The following is a 15,218-nucleotide window of genomic DNA, read 5'->3' on the forward strand; positions in this document are numbered from 1 at the left end:
TCCTCGAATGCTGGCGCGACCGTAGCGCATGACTTCGAAAATCGGAATCGATTTTCGGAACGATTATGCCTGCCTACTGGTGTCTTTTTGCGCATAGACGCCATGCAAAATCGGCGATTTCAAAAAGCGTCAGCAAGACTTACCTTCTTAACGTGGAGGAAAGTGTCTTGCTGCCTGCAAAGGAGACCATGATGTCCACGATTTCAGCCAGACGCGGATTTTTCAGAAACGCCATGAACGCGCTGATCGAAGCTCGCCAGCGCGAAGCGGGCCGGTATGTGAGCGGCGTTCTGCTTGGCTTTGACGACGAAACGCTGAAAGCTCACGGCTACGATCGCGAACAGCTGAAGAAAGCGGCGAACTCGCGCTAGGCTTGAGGAAATTCCGGCTTTGCTTGAAAGCGTCGCGCCTCAGCGCTTGAGGTGAATCGTCACCCAGCCCTCGCGGTGCAAGGTGCGGACGTGCCGGAATTTCTGGCCGACATAGGCTGCGATTACCGCGTCGCGCTGGCGCTCGAGGATGCCCGACAAAACGATCGAGCCACCGAGCGCGATATGTCCGGCCATTTGCGGCGCCAGACGCATCAGCGGCCGCGCCAATATATTGGCGACGATCAGGTCGAAGGGCGCACGCGCGGCAAAGATCGGATGATGAAAACCGGGCGCCGCCACCGTTTCGACGAGCCCCTTGACATGGTTCAGCCGCGCATTGGCGGCGGCCACCTTGACGGCGACCGGGTCGATGTCGGTCGCCAGCACCCGAATATGCGCGAGCTTGGCCACTGCGATGGCGAGCACCGCACTGCCGGTGCCAAGGTCGAGCGCGTTGCGCGGATGCTCGCGCCGTACGACCTTCTCCAGCATTTCGAGGCAGCCGGCGGTGGTGCCGTGGTGGCCGGTGCCGAAGGCAAGGCCGGCCTCGATCTCGATGGCGAGTTCGCCGCTGTGGCGCTTCCTGCGGTCATGCGCGCCATGGACGACGAAGCGCCCGGCCCGCACCGGCTTCAATCCCTCCAGCGAGCGCGCCACCCAGTCGATGTCGGGCAGCGCTTCGCGCGCTATCGGTTTCGACAATGACAGACCGGCAAGGATGTCCCTAAGCCGCGCCTCGACCGCATCGACGTCGTCGTCGGCATAGAGCGATACTTCGTGGATGTCGCGGTCCTCGTCGACCTCGAGCACCGCAATCGGCAGGCCTTCATCGTCGAACGCCGCACCGAGCGCCGCGAAGATGCGATCAGCCTCGATCTTGCCCGCGGTGAAATACAAACGCGTCTGCGTCATTATCGGATATGTCAACCTTCCGCCGCCAGCCGTTTGAGCTTGACGATGGCGGCGTCCGGGCTTTCGCCATAGGCAATGGTGCCGGCAAAATCGCCCTTGGCATTGAGCAGCAGCACCGAAGCGGTGTGGTCCATCGTGTAGTCGCCGTCGTTCGTGTCGACTTTCTTCCAGTAGATGCCGAAGGACTTGGCCATGGCGTGGACCTTGTCCGGATCGCCGGTGATGCCGAGGATGCGATCGGAGAAATTGCTGACATAGGTGTTCATGATTTCGGGCGTATCGCGCTCCGGGTCGACCGTAACGAAATAGGCACGCAGGTTCTTGCCGTCGTCGCCCATCGTCTTCAGCCAGCCGGCCAACTCGAAAAGCGTGGTCGGGCAGACTTCCGGACAATGGGTGAAGCCGAAGAAGACGACGCTGGGGTGGCCGCGAAAGGCGGCTTCGGTGACCGGCGCGCCCTTCTGGTCGACCAGCGTGAAAGGTGCTCCGAACGGCTCGCCGCCATAGTGTCCGCGGTACCAGTCGAAGGTGAGCCAGCCGATTCCGGCGGCCATCAGGACGAGAATACCGACCAGAATTGAACGCATCATCAGTGAAGTCCGTCGTTATTTCCATCGGGCGCCGGATTGGCGCCGTGAAGGCCCTGGCTCGGCGAACACTCTTAGCGGTTCGGTCGCGCCGACGCAAAGATGTCGCGTTGCCGCAACCGGCAAATGCTGTGGGAGGCGATCTGCTTGCAAAGCGCTGCCGTTCGTCCCACCTGAGGTCGGCAAAATTCGAACCCGCAGGAGGCCTCTTTGCGAAAACTGATTGGCGGCGCGTTGGCCGCATGCCTGGTCATTGGTGCCGGCTCGGCCGTCGCCGAGGAAGTCGGCAAGGTCGGCGTCGATTGGCTCGGCAACGATATCATCGTCGAGGCGATCAAGGATCCGAAGGTCGAGGGCGTGACCTGCCACGTCTCCTATTTCGACCGTGGCGTGATCGACCGCCTGCAGAAAGGCAACTGGTTCGAGGACCCGTCCGATTCTTCGATCTCCTGCCGCCAGACCGGACCGATCACCATTGGCGACATTGACATGAGCGAGGCCGGCGAAGAGGTGTTCAAGCAAGGCATCAGCCTGATCTGGAAAAAGCAGGTGGTGAACCGCATCTACGACAAGGCCAACGAGACGCTGATCTACCTGTCGCATTCGCGCCAGGTGCAGGATGGCTCGGCAAAAATGTCGGTCACCACCGTGCCGCTCTACGGCCAGAACGTGGTGTGGACCAGCGGCAAGCCGAAATAAAGACTTAAGGTGCTACAGGGTCCTTGGCGCGTCCAAACGGATGCGCGGCGCTGCACTCGGCTTGCGAGACTATGCGCGCGGGCGTAAAGCGCGCGCATGGACCGTCCCGAACACCTTGTCCTGAAAGATCCCGAGCCGCGCATCCATCCGACGGCGGAGCTGAAGGCGTGCAAGCTTGGACGCTACGCGTCGATCGGCGAGCGGGTCATCTTACGTGAAGTCATGGTTGGGGACTTCTCCTACTTCGAGCGCCACGCCGAGGCGATCTATACGACGATCGGCAAATTCTGCTCGATTGCCGCCAACAGCCGCATCAATGCGCTGGAGCATCCGCTCGAGCGGCTGACGCAGCACAAGATCAGCTATCGGCCTAACGAGTACTTCCGCTGGCTGGGTGTCGATCAGCTATTCCGGGACCGGCGACGGGCGAAAGCCGTCAGCATCGGCCATGATGTCTGGATCGGCCATGGCGCCGTGATCATGCCTGGCATAGTGATCGGCAATGGCGCGATCGTCGGTGCCAACGCGGTGGTGACGCGCGACGTGCCGGCCTATGCAATCGTCGCCGGCGTTCCGGCCAGGCCAGTGCGGCAGCGCTTCAGCGCGGAAACTGCAGCCCGGATCGAACGTCTCGCCTGGTGGGACTGGCCGGTCGAGAAACTGGCCAGAGCAGTTCCCGACATGCAGGCCTTGCCCATCGAGGCTTTCCTCGACCGCTGGGAAAACGACGCCGCCTGATCGTTGCGAGCGCGGCGCGTGCGCGGTTTGACCGTGAATTCCTCCTCGCAGGGAACTCGAAGCAGCTGCCGATTGTTTCTCCCTGCCATGATCGAAAAGCTGTTCACCAGGATCGCCAACTATATCGCCCATCTTGCCGGTCTGCCGCCGACGTTTGCCGTCTGTTTCCTGATCATTGTGGTCTGGGCGGCAAGCGGTCCGGTCTTCGGCTTTTCCGACACGTGGCAGCTCGTCATCAATACCGGCACCACGATCGTCACCTTCCTGATGGTGTTTCTCATCCAGAACACCCAGAACCGCGACAGTGCAGCGATCCAGGCCAAGCTCGACGAGTTGATCCGCGTCAGCAAAGCCAAGAATACCTTTATCGGCATCGAACACCTGACCGAATCCGAAGTCGAGGAAATCCGCGCGAAATGTGAACGTGCGGCGAAGCGGCACGACGAACAGATCGCCGACATGGCCGCAGCAAAAGCCGTGGCTAAGAAGCGCAACGCTAAGAAGCACACGGCGGCGTGAGCGAGCTTGTTGTTAGGCTTCCCAACAGAGCCTACGCGAACGGCCGCGGGATCATTTCATGAATGCTGCAAAGGCTTCCTTGTAGTCCGGGTGCCAGCGCGACAGAGCGGGGCGGTTCTCGATGATGTCGCCAATCGCCCAGGCCATGCGCTTTTCGTCCATCGACCGGGTCGCCTCGTTATCGGGACACAGGATGTAGAAATCGCCGCGCCGCAGCGAGGCCAGCATGAAGTCGATGACCTGCTCGCCCGTCCAGGCGCCGGCCGGCTTTTCGGTCGCACCTTCGGTCAGGCCGGTAAAGGTAAACCCGGGGATGAGCAAATGCGCCGCGACATTGGCGCCGGGCTCGTTGCGCAGCGCGTGTGCAAGGCCCTCGGTATAGGTCTTCACGCCAGCCTTGGAGACGTTGTAGGCGAGGTTGCCGGGCGGCGTGGTGATGCCTTGCTTGGAGCCGGTGTTGACGATCAGGCCAGGTTTTCCCGCCGCCAGCATGCGCGGCGCGAAGGCCTCGACGCCATGGACGACGCCCCAGAAATTGATGTCCAGCAGCCGCTTCCAGGCCTCGCGGTTCTCCCAGGGCTTGCCGGGGTTGTTGCCGACGCCGGCATTGTTCATCAGAAGCGAGACGTCGCCGAAGGCGCCGAATGTCCTTTCGGCCAGACGGTCGAGCTCGTCGGCTTTCGAGACGTCAGTGGCAACGGCAAGCACGGCACTGTCGCCGGCGATGGCGGCGACCGCGTGTCGGGCCTCATCGAGGCGTGCGCCGCCGATGTCGGCCAGCACGATCTTCATGCCCATCGCCGCCAGCCGTTTGGCCGCGGCGAGGCCGATACCGCTGGCCGCGCCGGTGATGACGGCGACATTACCGGAGGCAAGTGCGGGCAGGGCGGTCTGGATCTCGGCGTCGGTGGTCATGATTTTCTCCTGTTCTGGCCGCGGCGAACTTAGCGCGGAACGAGGCTCGCGCAAGCCGATGCCGCCATCTTCGGGTTGACCGCGTCGGCGGGCGCTGCGCATGCTGATATCGAAAAAGGAGACTGACGATTGACCGACTGGATCGAGATCCTGAAAGAACAGACCGCAACCGGCGACCAGATGAGCCGCGAAGTGCCGCAAATGCTTGCCAATCCCGACATCAGCGAAGCGCAAGTGAAAACGCTGTTTTCGGCGCTCGAAAAACAGGCGGAGTTCGTCGAAAAGCTGCGTATGGCGCTGGAAAAGTTCGGCCACGATTTTTCAGTGATCAAGGCGGCCGAGCGGCTGGAGGAGCGCTACGCCGACCTAGCCGCTTCGGTAGCGGAAAAGCTGAAGGAAATGCGAGGCTAGAGCCTGTTCCATCCCGATAAAACTCGGGATCGGGCTCTATCTTCTCGTTTGACCATGATCTTTCCGAAACCGGCATCCACTTTTCGCTGACGCGGTCCTTCGGTTCGGGATCATGATCTGTCTATTTCTCGATTAGCCGCTCGAAGCGCCTGTCCGGCACTAACCAGATCAGCGCCACGAGAACGTAGATCGAGACACCGATCCAGTGATTGACGAAGGTCAGTGCGACGCCGGCGATATAGAGGGCTAGCGAGATCTTTCCCTTGAGGTCATTGCCCAACGCCCTGGCGAAAAGGGTCTCGCTGCCGTGCAGCCGATGCAGGGCCATGGTGAGGATGTTGAAGCCGACGGCGCAGAGCGCCAGGCCGATGCCATAGACGGCGACAGGCACCGGCGCGAAATGGTTCTCGCCCATGAAGGCTGTCGTCGCCGGCATCAGCGACAGCCAGAACAACAGGTTGAGGTTCGCCCACAGCACGCGGCCGTCGACCCGCTGCACGGCATGGAACATGTTGTGCAAATTGTTCCAGTAGATGCCGACATAGATGAAGGACAGCACATAGCTGAGGAATATCGGCCAGAGCGGTGTCAGCGCGGAAAAATCCTCGCCATGCGGCACCTTCAATTCCAGCACCATGATGGTGATGATGATGGCGACCACGCCATCGGTGAATGCCTCGACCCGTCCTTTGCCCATGAATCTCCCCTGACAATCGGCTGAAGTTAAAAGAGGATCTCGCTCAGCGCCATCGGCAAAGCTGCCAAACTTGTCAGGAGCAAGTCGGGGAGGGGGAACGGCTGACGCGAAACAGGCGTTAGGGTGTCAGATCCCGAACAGCAAAAGGTCCGAAAAATGACCGCTCACGCTCAAGTCATGACGCGCGATCACGAACTCGGCGGCCGCGCTGCAGCGGCCGCCGTGGCCGCCATGATCGCGGCTCTTTTCGCCGGCAGCACGGCGCTGACGCCGCTTTACATCATCTACAAGCAGGTCTTCGGCTTCTCGCAGATCACTTTGACGCTGGTCTACGCCGTCTATGTCATCGGCAATCTGGCGGCGCTGCTGATGTTGGGGCGTGTGTCCGATGTCATCGGGCGCCGTCCAATGGCATTGGCCGGGATGGCGGTGGCCGTCGTCAGCGCGGTGGTGTTCCTGTTCGCCGAAAATGTCGCCTGGCTGGACATCGCCCGAATTCTGAGCGGATTAGGAATCGGGGTCGGCGCGGGTACCGGCACCGCATGGCTCGCTGAATTGCTGTCGACCGACGACAAGTCACAGGCGGCGACGATTGCCACCAGCACCAATTTCCTCGGCCTCGGCCTTGGTGCGCTGGGGGCCGGGTTGCTCGCCGAATATGCGCCTTGGCCGCTCAGGCTGACATTCGTCGTCTACCTGGCGATGCTCGCGACTGTAACCCTGCTGGTCTGGCGCACGCGGGAAACCGTTTCGCGGCCGGGGAAACTGGCTGACGTTTCGATGCGGCCGCGGCTTTCCGTGCCCAATGACATCCGCGCAAGTCTCGTTGCGCCGGCGGTGACCGGCTTTGGCGCAATGGCGCTGGTCGGCTTTTATGCAGCACTCGCACCGAGCATTTTGGCGCAGCAGCTGCACGTAATCAACCATGCCGAAGCCGGCGCTCTGTTCTTTGAATTGGCGATCGTGACGGCCGTCACCATTGTAGCGACGGCACGTCTTTCGAGCCGAGCCGCGATGTTCGCGGCGCTTGCGCTGATCCCAACCGTCGCGCTGATTGTTGCGGCGCAGGTCTTCGCATCGATGGCCATAATGATTGCCGGGACCGCCTTGTGCGGCGTGGCCGCAGCGCTCGGCTATCGCGGCGGCTTGCAAGTGGTGAACGAGATAGCGCCTGCGGACCGGCGCGCCGAAGTGGTCTCCGCCTTCTTCATCTGCTGTTTTTGCGGCAACGCGCTGCCGGTGATCGGCATCGGCATCCTGTCGACCGTGGCGAGCGCGACCGTGGCGAGCCTGGCCTTTGCCGGGATGATCGTCACATTTTCCCTGGTGGCGCTCTGGTTTGGCGCGAAATACGCGCGCTGAGCCGGCCTTTCAGCCGTTCGGCGTCTCGGGCGACAGGTGCGCGCGCTGGCGCGGTACGCCGAGGCCGGTATCCGGCGGTTCGCCGGCAGCCGGCCGGCTCTCGATCATGTGCAGGCTGCGCCAGCGGCCGAAGCGATAATAGGCCGCGGCCAGCGCGAGCGAGGTTATAGAGCCGGCCGGAAAGCTCCACCACAGCGCTTCCTCGCCGATCACGCTTCGCAAGAAATAGGCGAAGCTGGTGCGCACCAGCAGCACCGAGATCACCAGGATGATCAGCGGCGGCATCACCGCGCCGGTGGCACGCACGGTGGCGAAGAGCACGATGGTGATGCCGAACAGGGTGAAGGACCACGACGCGATCTTGTTGATGTGAGTGGCGATGTCGATCGCTGCACTGTCGCTGCCGAGGAAGAGGCTGAGCACCGCGCGATCGAACACGAACAGCAGCGCGACAAGAACGCCGGTAAGCAGAAGGTTGAAGCCGACGCCGGAGGCGGCGATGCGGCCGATCCGGTCCCAGCGCCCGGCGCCGACATTTTGCGCCGCCATGGACGAGACCGCGGCGCCGATGGCGAGCGCCGGCATCTGGATATAGGTCCAGAGCTGTGCGGCTATGCCGTAGGCAGCCGCGACCTGCGAGCCGTACGAGTTGACCATGCCCATCACCGTCAGCGCCGCGGCCGAAACGACGATCATCTGCAGGCCCATCGGCACGCCCTTGAAGACGACAATGCGCAGCAGCGCCGGGTCCGGCCGCAGCAGAGCAAGATTGGCGCCGGCCAGCCGCAGCGGGTGCTTGCGTGCATAAAGCACGATCAGGATGGCAACCACGCTTGCCGTCTGGCCGATCAGCGTTGAGGCGGCCGAGCCGGCGATGCCGAGTTCGGGGAACGGGCCGATGCCGAGGATGAGCAACGGGTTCAAAACGACGTCGAGCACGACGGCCAGCGCCATAAAAAGGAAAGGCGTCCGCGAATCGCCGGCGCCGCGCAGCACCGTCATGACGAAGGAGAGCAGGTTCATCATCGGCACGGCCAGGAAGATGATGCGCAGATAGGAGCGCGCCAGCGGCAAAGCATCGGCCGGCGTGCCGAGCGCATCGAGGATCGCATCGACCCAGATCCAGCCGCAGACCGCGAACACCACCGAGACGAGGAAGAAGAAGGTGGCGCTGGTGCCGACGATGCGCCGGGCTTCGGGCAGGTCACGAGCGCCGACGGATTGCGCCACCAGGATGGTCGCCGCCATGCCGATGCCGAACACCGTGCCGAGGATGAGAAACAGCACGAGGTTTGCATTGGACGTAGCGGTCAGCGCCGCTTCACCGAGGAAACGACCGACCCACACGGCATTTATCGAGCCGTTGAGCGACTGCAGCACATTGGAGCCGAGCACCGGCAGGGCAAACAGCAAAAGGGTACGCGGGATAGGCCCACTGGTGAGGTCGCCGGTCCGCCGGCGCGGGGGCATGTTGTCGTCCATGGCAGGCAACTCGGCGAAGGCTTGTCTGAGTCCGCAATGATTGCCGATTTAACGGGAGAGGTCGATGCGGCGTCGCAAATTCCGCCCGGCGTGCCTTGATCTAAGCATTTCTCAAATCTTCCGGAATCGTATATTGATCCCCACGCGTGGGGCCGCATTTTCCTGGATCTCATGGGTAAGCCGGGGGGCTCATGTCCGATATTCCGTTGTTTTTTGAGCGCCTGAACCGGCGCGCGTTTCTTGGTGCATCCGCTCTGGGCGCGGCCTCCGTGGCTCTTTCGTCCTGCACCACGACGGACGTGGCGGCGCCGCCGGTGACAGCGGCGCCGAGCGAGCCGGCTCTCGGCGATGCGGCAAGCATGTATGCGGCGCGCGTCGACGAGGGCTATCAACTGCCGGCAATCCCGGTGGCCAAGGTCGATCCGAAATTCGTGCGTCAAATCGTGTCCGACCCGACCGGAGAAAAACCCGGCACGATCGTCGTCGATACGTCCGAGCACTTCCTCTATCTGGTGCGCGACGGCGGCAAGGCAATTCGCTATGGCGTCAGCCTCGGCAAGGCCGGTTTCGGATGGACCGGCAGCGCCGTGGTTCAGGCGAGGAAAAAGTGGCCGGTCTGGACGCCGCCGCCGGAAATGATCCAGCGCAGGCCGGAACTGGCGAAATACAAGGACGGCATGCCGCCCGGCCCGCAGAGCCCGCTTGGCGCGCGCGCGCTGTATCTCTTCCGCGACGGCAAGGACACAATGTACCGGCTGCACGGCACGCCGGAGTGGGATTCCATTGGGAAGAACGCTTCCTCCGGCTGTGTGCGCTTTATGAATCAGGACATTATCGACCTCTACAGCCGCGTCGACGGCGTCGTGCCGGTCTTCGTGCGCCCGAACCTGTCGGCTGCCGGGAAGATCGCCGCCGTGTCGAACAGGACGGCCGACCCGATCGATGCCGGCGTGCCAAAGGACGCGGAGATGTTGAGGTAAGTGCCTTCGACGGGATCCTCAGTCGCAGGTTTGCGACGCCTAGGACACCGTCCTTGCGCGGGCGAGCCGCAACTGAAGGGCACGACCTTCAATCGCGCCAGCTTAGGCGGACGCGTTCGGCGCGTCCGCCTGTATGGGTCCGCTACTTCCCGGCGAGGCCGGGAATCGTGACCTGATAAACCAGGAACATGGTGTCGACATCGGCGCCATCCTCGGCCTTGTAGGGCGCGCCTACCTGGAAACCGTCCTGGGTGAGGAAGTCGTTGTCATTGGCGACGAACAGGAAATAGTCGTCGGGCAGCTTTGGGTCGAGGACGCTCACCACCGACATCGCCTCCCATTTCTCCGAAAGGTTGTTGCGGTCATTGGGCGCGCCATTGTGCAGCCCGAAGCGGCCGAACTCGGTCTTGTCGTTGATGTCAATGAACGGCGTCAGCTTGGCCGGCGTCACCGAGGTATCGAGCTCACCTTTGGGCGCAACCGGCTTGTCCTTGTCGAACTCGGTGCCGGTGATGTCGGTTGCCGCCGACACATCGACGACGCTGATCTCGCGATGGAGCGAGGTGTCGCCCTTCACCCCCTGGCCGTTGCCGCTGTCGCGCGCCAGCATCAGGAAGGTCTTGTCCGACAGAGCCACGATTTCGCTCTGCGCGGCAATCTTGGTCTTGCCCTTGGCATCGGTGAACACCGGCAGCGGCACGACATATTCATGCGCAAGCTTGAGTTGGGCCGGATCCGAGGCATCGTAGACCAGCGCGCGCGTGTTCTGGCGCGTCGAAGCGGAATCGCCACCATCTTGTCTGGGTGCCGACTGCAGCACGGCGATCAGGAACTTGCCGTCCGGCGTCAGTGCCATGCCTTCGAGGCCCTGGTTGTTCTGGCGGCCGGTTTCGGGATCCTTCGGATCTGGGTCTGCCGCGCCAGGTCCCGGATTGTCGGACGCGAAGTTCGGCGTCCCGTGACGCATCGGGACAAGCGCCGCCGGCGGCTGCGTTGCCGACATCAGACGCCCATCGGCGGAGAAGCGGTAGATGTTCGGACCGTATTCGTCCGAGATGAACATCGTGCCGTCGGGCAGCCGCACGATCGCCTCGTTGTCGAGCGCAAGCTTGCCGTTGGCTTCGGGCAGGATCGGCATGTCGTCGGTCGCGGCGCGCACGCCGTTGAGCGGATCGAGGCCGGTTGCGTCGGCGCCCTTGTCGTCGGTCAAAAGCATGGTGTCGGCTAAGGTTGCCTTGAGGCCGGACTGTTCCTGGCCGGTGGCCGGTGCCGCACCCGGCGCGATCGGGACGAACTCGAGAGCGATCGTGTTGAGGCGCGGACGGTAATCGGTGGTGCCGACGACATTGTAGCCGCGATCCGGCAGCAGCCACAGCGAGCCCTTATAGCCGTCGGGGCCATGCGTCCAGCCGGCAGCGTCGATCGCCATGCCCGAGCCGGAGCCAAACGTCTCGCCGAACTTGTCCTTCTGGCTGGCCGGGATGCGGCCGACACCGACTAGGCCCTTGTTGACGAAGCTGACGCCGCCGACGGTCGCGGCGTCTTCAGCCGAGGCCGAGGTCAAGGCGGTGAACATCGCCAGCGCGACGGCGAGGGACGCGTTTCGGTGCAGGTTTTTCATGGAAATCCTCTTTGTGACAAAGCTGCCGGGACATGAAAAAGCGCCGCGTCGCATCAAGGATGCCGCGAAAGCCTTCGGAGAAGCGATCTAGGACGCGAACATGATACTTGCGTGACAGTGCCGCGTTTGCTTGTCCCCCCGTGGTCGCAACTGGCCTGGGTATGGCGAATTCGTCGCCGCCGAGCGAGCAATTAACAACTTTACAAATAATCATTCTTATGTAAAGTCATGACAATGAAAGGTCCCCGATGACTGCCTATCGTTTCGCCACCCGCCTCAATTCCTTTGCCTCGGGGCCACAGTCCGAGTGGCCCGATCTTGTCGGCAAACCGTCTATGCTGCAAATGGCGGCACGTGCGGCGAAGGTTGCGGAGTTGACCGATCTCGACCTCAACTTCCCCGACCATGTCGATGAAAAGCCTGCGGATATGGCGCGCAAACTCGGCGATTTCGGGCTTTCCATCAATGGCTTCGCCATGCGCTACTACTCTAACCCGGCTTTCAAGCTCGGCGCCTTCACCAATCCGGATCCTTCCGTTCGCCGCGAGGCTATCGACCTGACCAAGGCTGGCATCGACGCCGCGCGCGAGGCCGGCGCCAGCCTGATGACATTGTGGTTGGGGCAGGATGGCTTCGACTACGCCTTCCAGGCTGACTACGCAACACTTTGGCAACACGAAATCGATGGTATTCGTGAAGTAGCGGCGCATGATCCGGGCTGTCAGATCAGCCTTGAATACAAACCCAACGAGCCGCGCTCCTACAGTCTGATGCCCGATGCGGCGACGACGTTGCTGGCCATCCGCGAGATCGGCCTGCCCAATCTCGGCGTGACGCTCGATTTCGCCCATGTGCTCTACGCCGACGAGCAGCCGGCTTTCGCCGCCGCCCTCGTGGCACGGCATAGCAAGCTGCTCGGCGTGCATCTCAACGACGGCTACGCCAAGCGCGACGACGGCTTGATGGTCGGGGCCGTGCATACGCTGCAGACGATTGAGTTGCTCAGGCAGATCCGCCGCGACGGCTACGCCGGCGCCATCTACTTCGACACGTTCCCCGACATGACCGGGCTCGACCCGGTCCACGAATGCGAAGTCAACATCGCGACTGTGAAGCGCATGCTGCGCGTCGTCGATCGGCTGGACGGGGACAATCGCCTGTCGACTGCCGTCGACCGTCAGGACGCGGTCGCGTCGCAGGCCATCATCCAGGAAGCCATGCTCGGGCCGGACAGCTGAGGCCGGGGCCATCACCGTTTTCAACAAGGGAGGAAGACCATGAAATTTCTGTTTGCCACCGCCACCGCTGCCCTGATGGCGCTGTCCATAGGCTCGGCGTTTTCCGCAGACCTCGCGCCGCTCAATTCCGACACCGAGAAGGATCGCATCGACTGGTCGCAGCTCGAGGCCAAGTTCGGGGCCTTCCCCAAGCTGCCCGAGGGCACCAAGGCGGGTGCGGTCTCCAAGACGCTGACCAACGAATACTGGCGCTCTCTGGGTGAGGGCTACAAGTCGTTCGGCGACCGCATCGGCGTGCCGGTCGTGTATCAGGCGGCGCAGAGCGAGGGCGACCAGCTCGGCCAGCTCACCATCGCCGAAGGCCTGGTTACGCAAGGCTACAACGTGCTGCTCGTTTCGCCGCAGACCGACTCCAACCTGCAGCCGATCATGGAACAGGCCAAGGCCGCCAACGTGCCGGTGGTCAACGTCAATGACGCGGTCATCCCGCAGGCCGAGTACTATGTCGGCAATGTCCAGCGCGACAATGGCGTGCGCGTCGCCAAATGGTTCATCAAGAACCGGCCGGATGGGGGCAAGGTCGCCATCGTCGAAGGCCAGGCCGGCGTCTACGCCGCCGTCCAGCGCACCGACGGCTTCAAGACCACCATCACTGAAGCCGGCAAGTTCGACGTCGTCGCCAGCGTCCCCGGCAACTGGGATCGTCAGACCTCCTACGACGCGGCCACCAACATCCTGCAGCAGCATCCCGACCTGATCGGTTTCTATGCCAACAATGACGGCATGGCGCTGGGCATCGTCGAGGCGGTCAAGGCAGCCGGTCTGCAAGACAAGGTGGCCGTCTTCGGCACCGACGGGATTTCCGATGCCTACGCCTCGATCCGCGCCGGCGAGCTGACCGGTACCGTCGACTCGTTCCCGGTGCTGACCGGCGAGGTGGCGCTGGAATCGGCGCTGCGGCTGGTGGCCGGGCAGAAACTGCCGCGCGTCGTCGCCACGCCGCAGGCGCTGATCACCAAGGACAATGCCGACCGTTACTCCGGCGGTGGCGATTCCGTGCGCAAGGCGCTGCTCGAGGACGCGGCAGCGGGCCAATAGAGCAGGGGCGGCGGGTGCCGGCCTTGGGTCGGCACCCTTGCCTGGAGAACTGAAGCAATGTCAGCGCGGTTGCAATTCGAGGGCATTTCCAAGGTGTTTCCGGCCGTGCGGGCGCTGAGCGATGTGTCCTTTTCGGTCGGCGCCGGCGAAATCCATGGCCTGCTTGGCGAAAACGGTGCCGGCAAGTCGACGCTGCTGCGCATACTGTCAGGCGTCTACCGGCCGACAGCGGGAAGCGTTTTCATCGACGGCAAACCGGTGACGTTGAACAACCCGGTCGCGGCGCGCGCCGCCGGCGTCGCGATGATCCATCAGGAATTACAGCAGGTGCCGCGCCTCAGCGTCGCCCAGAACATGTTTCTCGGCCATCCGCTGACGCGGGGCGGCGTCTTCGTCGCACGGCGCGAGCAGGAGCGCCGCGCTGCGGAAGCCCTGGCCGCCATCGACCCGACCATCGATCCGGCAGCGCCGCTCGGCAGCCTGAAGGTCGCGCAGCGGCAGATCGTCGAGATCGCCCGGGCGCTGCTCGATCGTGCGCGCATCGTGGCGATGGACGAGCCGACATCGAGCCTGACGCCGAGCGAGTTCGAACGGCTGGCCGAAGTCATTGCCGGCCTGGCCCGCGACGGTGTCGCGGTCGTCTATGTCTCGCACAAGCTGGACGAGGTGTTCGGTATCTGCCAACGCGCCACCATCATGCGCGACGGCGTCGTGGTCGGGTCCGTCGATCTTGCGCAGGTGTCGGAAAAGGCCGTCGTTTCGATGATGGTCGGCCGCGAGCTTGCCCAGGAACAGCACCGCTCGCATACGTCCAGTGATGTCAGGTTGAGCGTTCGCGGCCTCGCCTCGGCGACCAAGGTCCGTGACGTCTCGTTCGAGCTGCATCGCGGCGAGGTGCTGGGCATTGCCGGCCTGGTCGGCTCGGGCCGCACCGAACTGCTGCGGCTGCTGGCTGGCGCCGACCGCGCCTCATCAGGCGCGGTTGAAATCGACGGCGAGGCGGTAAAGCTTTCCAGTCCGCGCGACGCGATTGCGGCCGGCATCGGCCTGGTGCCGGAGGAGCGCAAGCGCGAAGGCATCGTGCCGTTGCGGTCGATCTCCAGCAACATGGCGCTGGCCTCGATGGGCGTGTTCGCGCCGCGCGTCCTCATCGACCATCGCCGGCTGAAGCGCGTGGCAGCCGAGAAGATGAAACGCGTCAATCTCAGGCCGTTCCTGCTCGACCGGCCGATCCGCCTGTTCAGCGGCGGCAACCAGCAGAAGGCGATCATCGGCCGCTGGCTGGCGGCGGGAACGCGGATCCTTCTGTTCGACGAGCCGACGCGCGGCATCGATGTCGGGGCCAAGGCGGAGATCTACCACCTGATCGAGGAGCTTGCCGCCGAAGGCCATTCGGTAATCGTCGTGTCGTCCGAACTCCCCGAGGTGATCCGGCTCGCCGACCGCGTGCTGGTCATGCGCGACGGCACGGTCGCCGCCGAACTGGGCCGCGCAAGTCTCAGCGAACACGCGATCGCCGCGCACGCCATACCCCAAACGGAGATTGAGGCCGGCAAGGCTCAAGGCCATCGGGCCGGTGCATAACGGA

At 63.3% G+C, this 15,218-nt stretch carries 16 protein-coding genes; 10 read left to right on the plus strand and 6 right to left on the minus strand.

The window, feature by feature from the left end; genetic code table 11:
• Window positions 1–65 precede the first annotated feature (65 nt).
• Window positions 66–371 carry a hypothetical protein gene (locus NKH13_RS13625; RefSeq protein ID WP_352912767.1) on the plus strand — a complete coding sequence of 102 codons (306 nt, stop codon included), beginning with the start codon at window positions 66–68 and terminating at the stop codon, window positions 369–371.
• Between the two features lie 39 nt (window positions 372–410).
• On the opposite strand, the gene NKH13_RS13630 is transcribed toward NKH13_RS13625, so the two are convergent.
• Entirely contained in the window at window positions 411–1,283 is an 873-nt protein-coding gene (locus NKH13_RS13630; RefSeq protein ID WP_352912768.1) for a 50S ribosomal protein L11 methyltransferase, read from the minus strand.
• A gap of 11 nt (window positions 1,284–1,294) precedes the next feature.
• Window positions 1,295–1,873 (minus strand): SCO family protein, encoded by a 579-nt coding sequence (locus NKH13_RS13635; protein WP_352912769.1) that lies wholly within the window; start codon window positions 1,871–1,873, stop codon window positions 1,295–1,297.
• 207 nt (window positions 1,874–2,080) lie between these two features.
• Here NKH13_RS13635 and NKH13_RS13640 point away from each other — a divergent pair, with 207 nt between their 5' ends.
• From NKH13_RS13640 to NKH13_RS13650, 3 genes are all read left to right on the plus strand, one after another.
• Window positions 2,081–2,569 carry a CreA family protein gene (locus NKH13_RS13640; RefSeq protein WP_352912770.1) on the plus strand — a complete coding sequence of 163 codons (489 nt, stop codon included), beginning with the start codon at window positions 2,081–2,083 and terminating at the stop codon, window positions 2,567–2,569.
• A gap of 96 nt (window positions 2,570–2,665) precedes the next feature.
• Window positions 2,666–3,307, plus strand: a complete 642-nt coding sequence (locus NKH13_RS13645) for a DapH/DapD/GlmU-related protein (protein ID WP_352912771.1) — start codon at window positions 2,666–2,668, stop codon at window positions 3,305–3,307.
• A gap of 87 nt (window positions 3,308–3,394) precedes the next feature.
• A complete protein-coding gene (locus NKH13_RS13650; RefSeq protein ID WP_352912839.1) occupies window positions 3,395–3,826 on the plus strand; it encodes a low affinity iron permease family protein in 432 nt (143 codons plus the stop codon).
• A gap of 51 nt (window positions 3,827–3,877) precedes the next feature.
• Here the strand turns inward: NKH13_RS13650 and NKH13_RS13655 are convergent, their stop codons facing one another.
• Window positions 3,878–4,741: an SDR family NAD(P)-dependent oxidoreductase gene (locus tag NKH13_RS13655; RefSeq protein ID WP_352912772.1), complete on the minus strand. Its 864-nt coding sequence runs from the start codon at window positions 4,739–4,741 to the stop codon at window positions 3,878–3,880.
• Window positions 4,742–4,870: 129 nt separating this feature from the next.
• On the opposite strand from NKH13_RS13655, the gene NKH13_RS13660 reads away from it, so the two are divergent.
• On the plus strand, window positions 4,871–5,152 hold the full coding sequence (locus NKH13_RS13660; RefSeq protein WP_023721174.1) for a hypothetical protein: 282 nt from the start codon (window positions 4,871–4,873) through the stop codon (window positions 5,150–5,152).
• A gap of 121 nt (window positions 5,153–5,273) precedes the next feature.
• On the opposite strand, the gene NKH13_RS13665 is transcribed toward NKH13_RS13660, so the two are convergent.
• Window positions 5,274–5,849 (minus strand): TMEM175 family protein, encoded by a 576-nt coding sequence (locus NKH13_RS13665; protein ID WP_352912773.1) that lies wholly within the window; start codon window positions 5,847–5,849, stop codon window positions 5,274–5,276.
• A 156-nt stretch (window positions 5,850–6,005) separates the two neighbouring features.
• Here NKH13_RS13665 and NKH13_RS13670 point away from each other — a divergent pair, with 156 nt between their 5' ends.
• Window positions 6,006–7,211, plus strand: coding sequence for an MFS transporter (locus NKH13_RS13670; RefSeq protein ID WP_352912774.1), 1,206 nt, complete (start codon window positions 6,006–6,008; stop codon window positions 7,209–7,211).
• A gap of 9 nt (window positions 7,212–7,220) precedes the next feature.
• Here the strand turns inward: NKH13_RS13670 and NKH13_RS13675 are convergent, their stop codons facing one another.
• Window positions 7,221–8,693 carry an MATE family efflux transporter gene (locus NKH13_RS13675; protein ID WP_352912775.1) on the minus strand — a complete coding sequence of 491 codons (1,473 nt, stop codon included), beginning with the start codon at window positions 8,691–8,693 and terminating at the stop codon, window positions 7,221–7,223.
• Window positions 8,694–8,884: 191 nt separating this feature from the next.
• On the opposite strand from NKH13_RS13675, the gene NKH13_RS13680 reads away from it, so the two are divergent.
• Window positions 8,885–9,673, plus strand: a complete 789-nt coding sequence (locus NKH13_RS13680) for a L,D-transpeptidase (protein WP_352719012.1) — start codon at window positions 8,885–8,887, stop codon at window positions 9,671–9,673.
• Window positions 9,674–9,815: 142 nt separating this feature from the next.
• On the opposite strand, the gene NKH13_RS13685 is transcribed toward NKH13_RS13680, so the two are convergent.
• Window positions 9,816–11,294 (minus strand): esterase-like activity of phytase family protein, encoded by a 1,479-nt coding sequence (locus tag NKH13_RS13685; RefSeq protein WP_352912776.1) that lies wholly within the window; start codon window positions 11,292–11,294, stop codon window positions 9,816–9,818.
• 248 nt (window positions 11,295–11,542) lie between these two features.
• Here NKH13_RS13685 and NKH13_RS13690 point away from each other — a divergent pair, with 248 nt between their 5' ends.
• The 3 genes from NKH13_RS13690 to NKH13_RS13700 are packed head-to-tail and all read left to right on the plus strand — an operon-like array spanning window position 11,543 to window position 15,214.
• On the plus strand, window positions 11,543–12,532 hold the full coding sequence (locus tag NKH13_RS13690) for a TIM barrel protein (protein WP_352719010.1): 990 nt from the start codon (window positions 11,543–11,545) through the stop codon (window positions 12,530–12,532).
• Between the two features lie 39 nt (window positions 12,533–12,571).
• Entirely contained in the window at window positions 12,572–13,630 is a 1,059-nt protein-coding gene (locus tag NKH13_RS13695) for a sugar ABC transporter substrate-binding protein (RefSeq protein WP_352719009.1), read from the plus strand.
• 57 nt (window positions 13,631–13,687) lie between these two features.
• On the plus strand, window positions 13,688–15,214 hold the full coding sequence (locus NKH13_RS13700; protein ID WP_352912777.1) for a sugar ABC transporter ATP-binding protein: 1,527 nt from the start codon (window positions 13,688–13,690) through the stop codon (window positions 15,212–15,214).
• Window positions 15,215–15,218: the final 4 nt, after the last annotated feature.

Source organism: Mesorhizobium sp. M1348, from assembly GCF_040317925.1.
In the GTDB taxonomy this organism is placed as follows: Bacteria; Pseudomonadota; Alphaproteobacteria; order Rhizobiales; family Rhizobiaceae; genus Mesorhizobium.

Coding starts and splice junctions, on each gene's coding strand:
- NKH13_RS13655 (WP_352912772.1), bottom strand. CDS start 4,741: ATGACCACCGACGCCGAGATCCAGACCGCCCTGCCCGCACTTGCCTCC.
- NKH13_RS13665 (WP_352912773.1), bottom strand. CDS start 5,849: ATGGGCAAAGGACGGGTCGAGGCATTCACCGATGGCGTGGTCGCCATC.
- NKH13_RS13700 (WP_352912777.1), top strand. CDS start 13,688: ATGTCAGCGCGGTTGCAATTCGAGGGCATTTCCAAGGTGTTTCCGGCC.
- NKH13_RS13670 (WP_352912774.1), top strand. CDS start 6,006: ATGACCGCTCACGCTCAAGTCATGACGCGCGATCACGAACTCGGCGGC.
- NKH13_RS13635 (WP_352912769.1), bottom strand. CDS start 1,873: ATGATGCGTTCAATTCTGGTCGGTATTCTCGTCCTGATGGCCGCCGGA.
- NKH13_RS13650 (WP_352912839.1), top strand. CDS start 3,395: ATGATCGAAAAGCTGTTCACCAGGATCGCCAACTATATCGCCCATCTT.
- NKH13_RS13680 (WP_352719012.1), top strand. CDS start 8,885: ATGTCCGATATTCCGTTGTTTTTTGAGCGCCTGAACCGGCGCGCGTTT.
- NKH13_RS13630 (WP_352912768.1), bottom strand. CDS start 1,283: ATGACGCAGACGCGTTTGTATTTCACCGCGGGCAAGATCGAGGCTGAT.
- NKH13_RS13625 (WP_352912767.1), top strand. CDS start 66: ATGCCTGCCTACTGGTGTCTTTTTGCGCATAGACGCCATGCAAAATCG.
- NKH13_RS13685 (WP_352912776.1), bottom strand. CDS start 11,294: ATGAAAAACCTGCACCGAAACGCGTCCCTCGCCGTCGCGCTGGCGATG.
- NKH13_RS13645 (WP_352912771.1), top strand. CDS start 2,666: ATGGACCGTCCCGAACACCTTGTCCTGAAAGATCCCGAGCCGCGCATC.
- NKH13_RS13675 (WP_352912775.1), bottom strand. CDS start 8,693: ATGGACGACAACATGCCCCCGCGCCGGCGGACCGGCGACCTCACCAGT.
- NKH13_RS13695 (WP_352719009.1), top strand. CDS start 12,572: ATGAAATTTCTGTTTGCCACCGCCACCGCTGCCCTGATGGCGCTGTCC.
- NKH13_RS13690 (WP_352719010.1), top strand. CDS start 11,543: ATGACTGCCTATCGTTTCGCCACCCGCCTCAATTCCTTTGCCTCGGGG.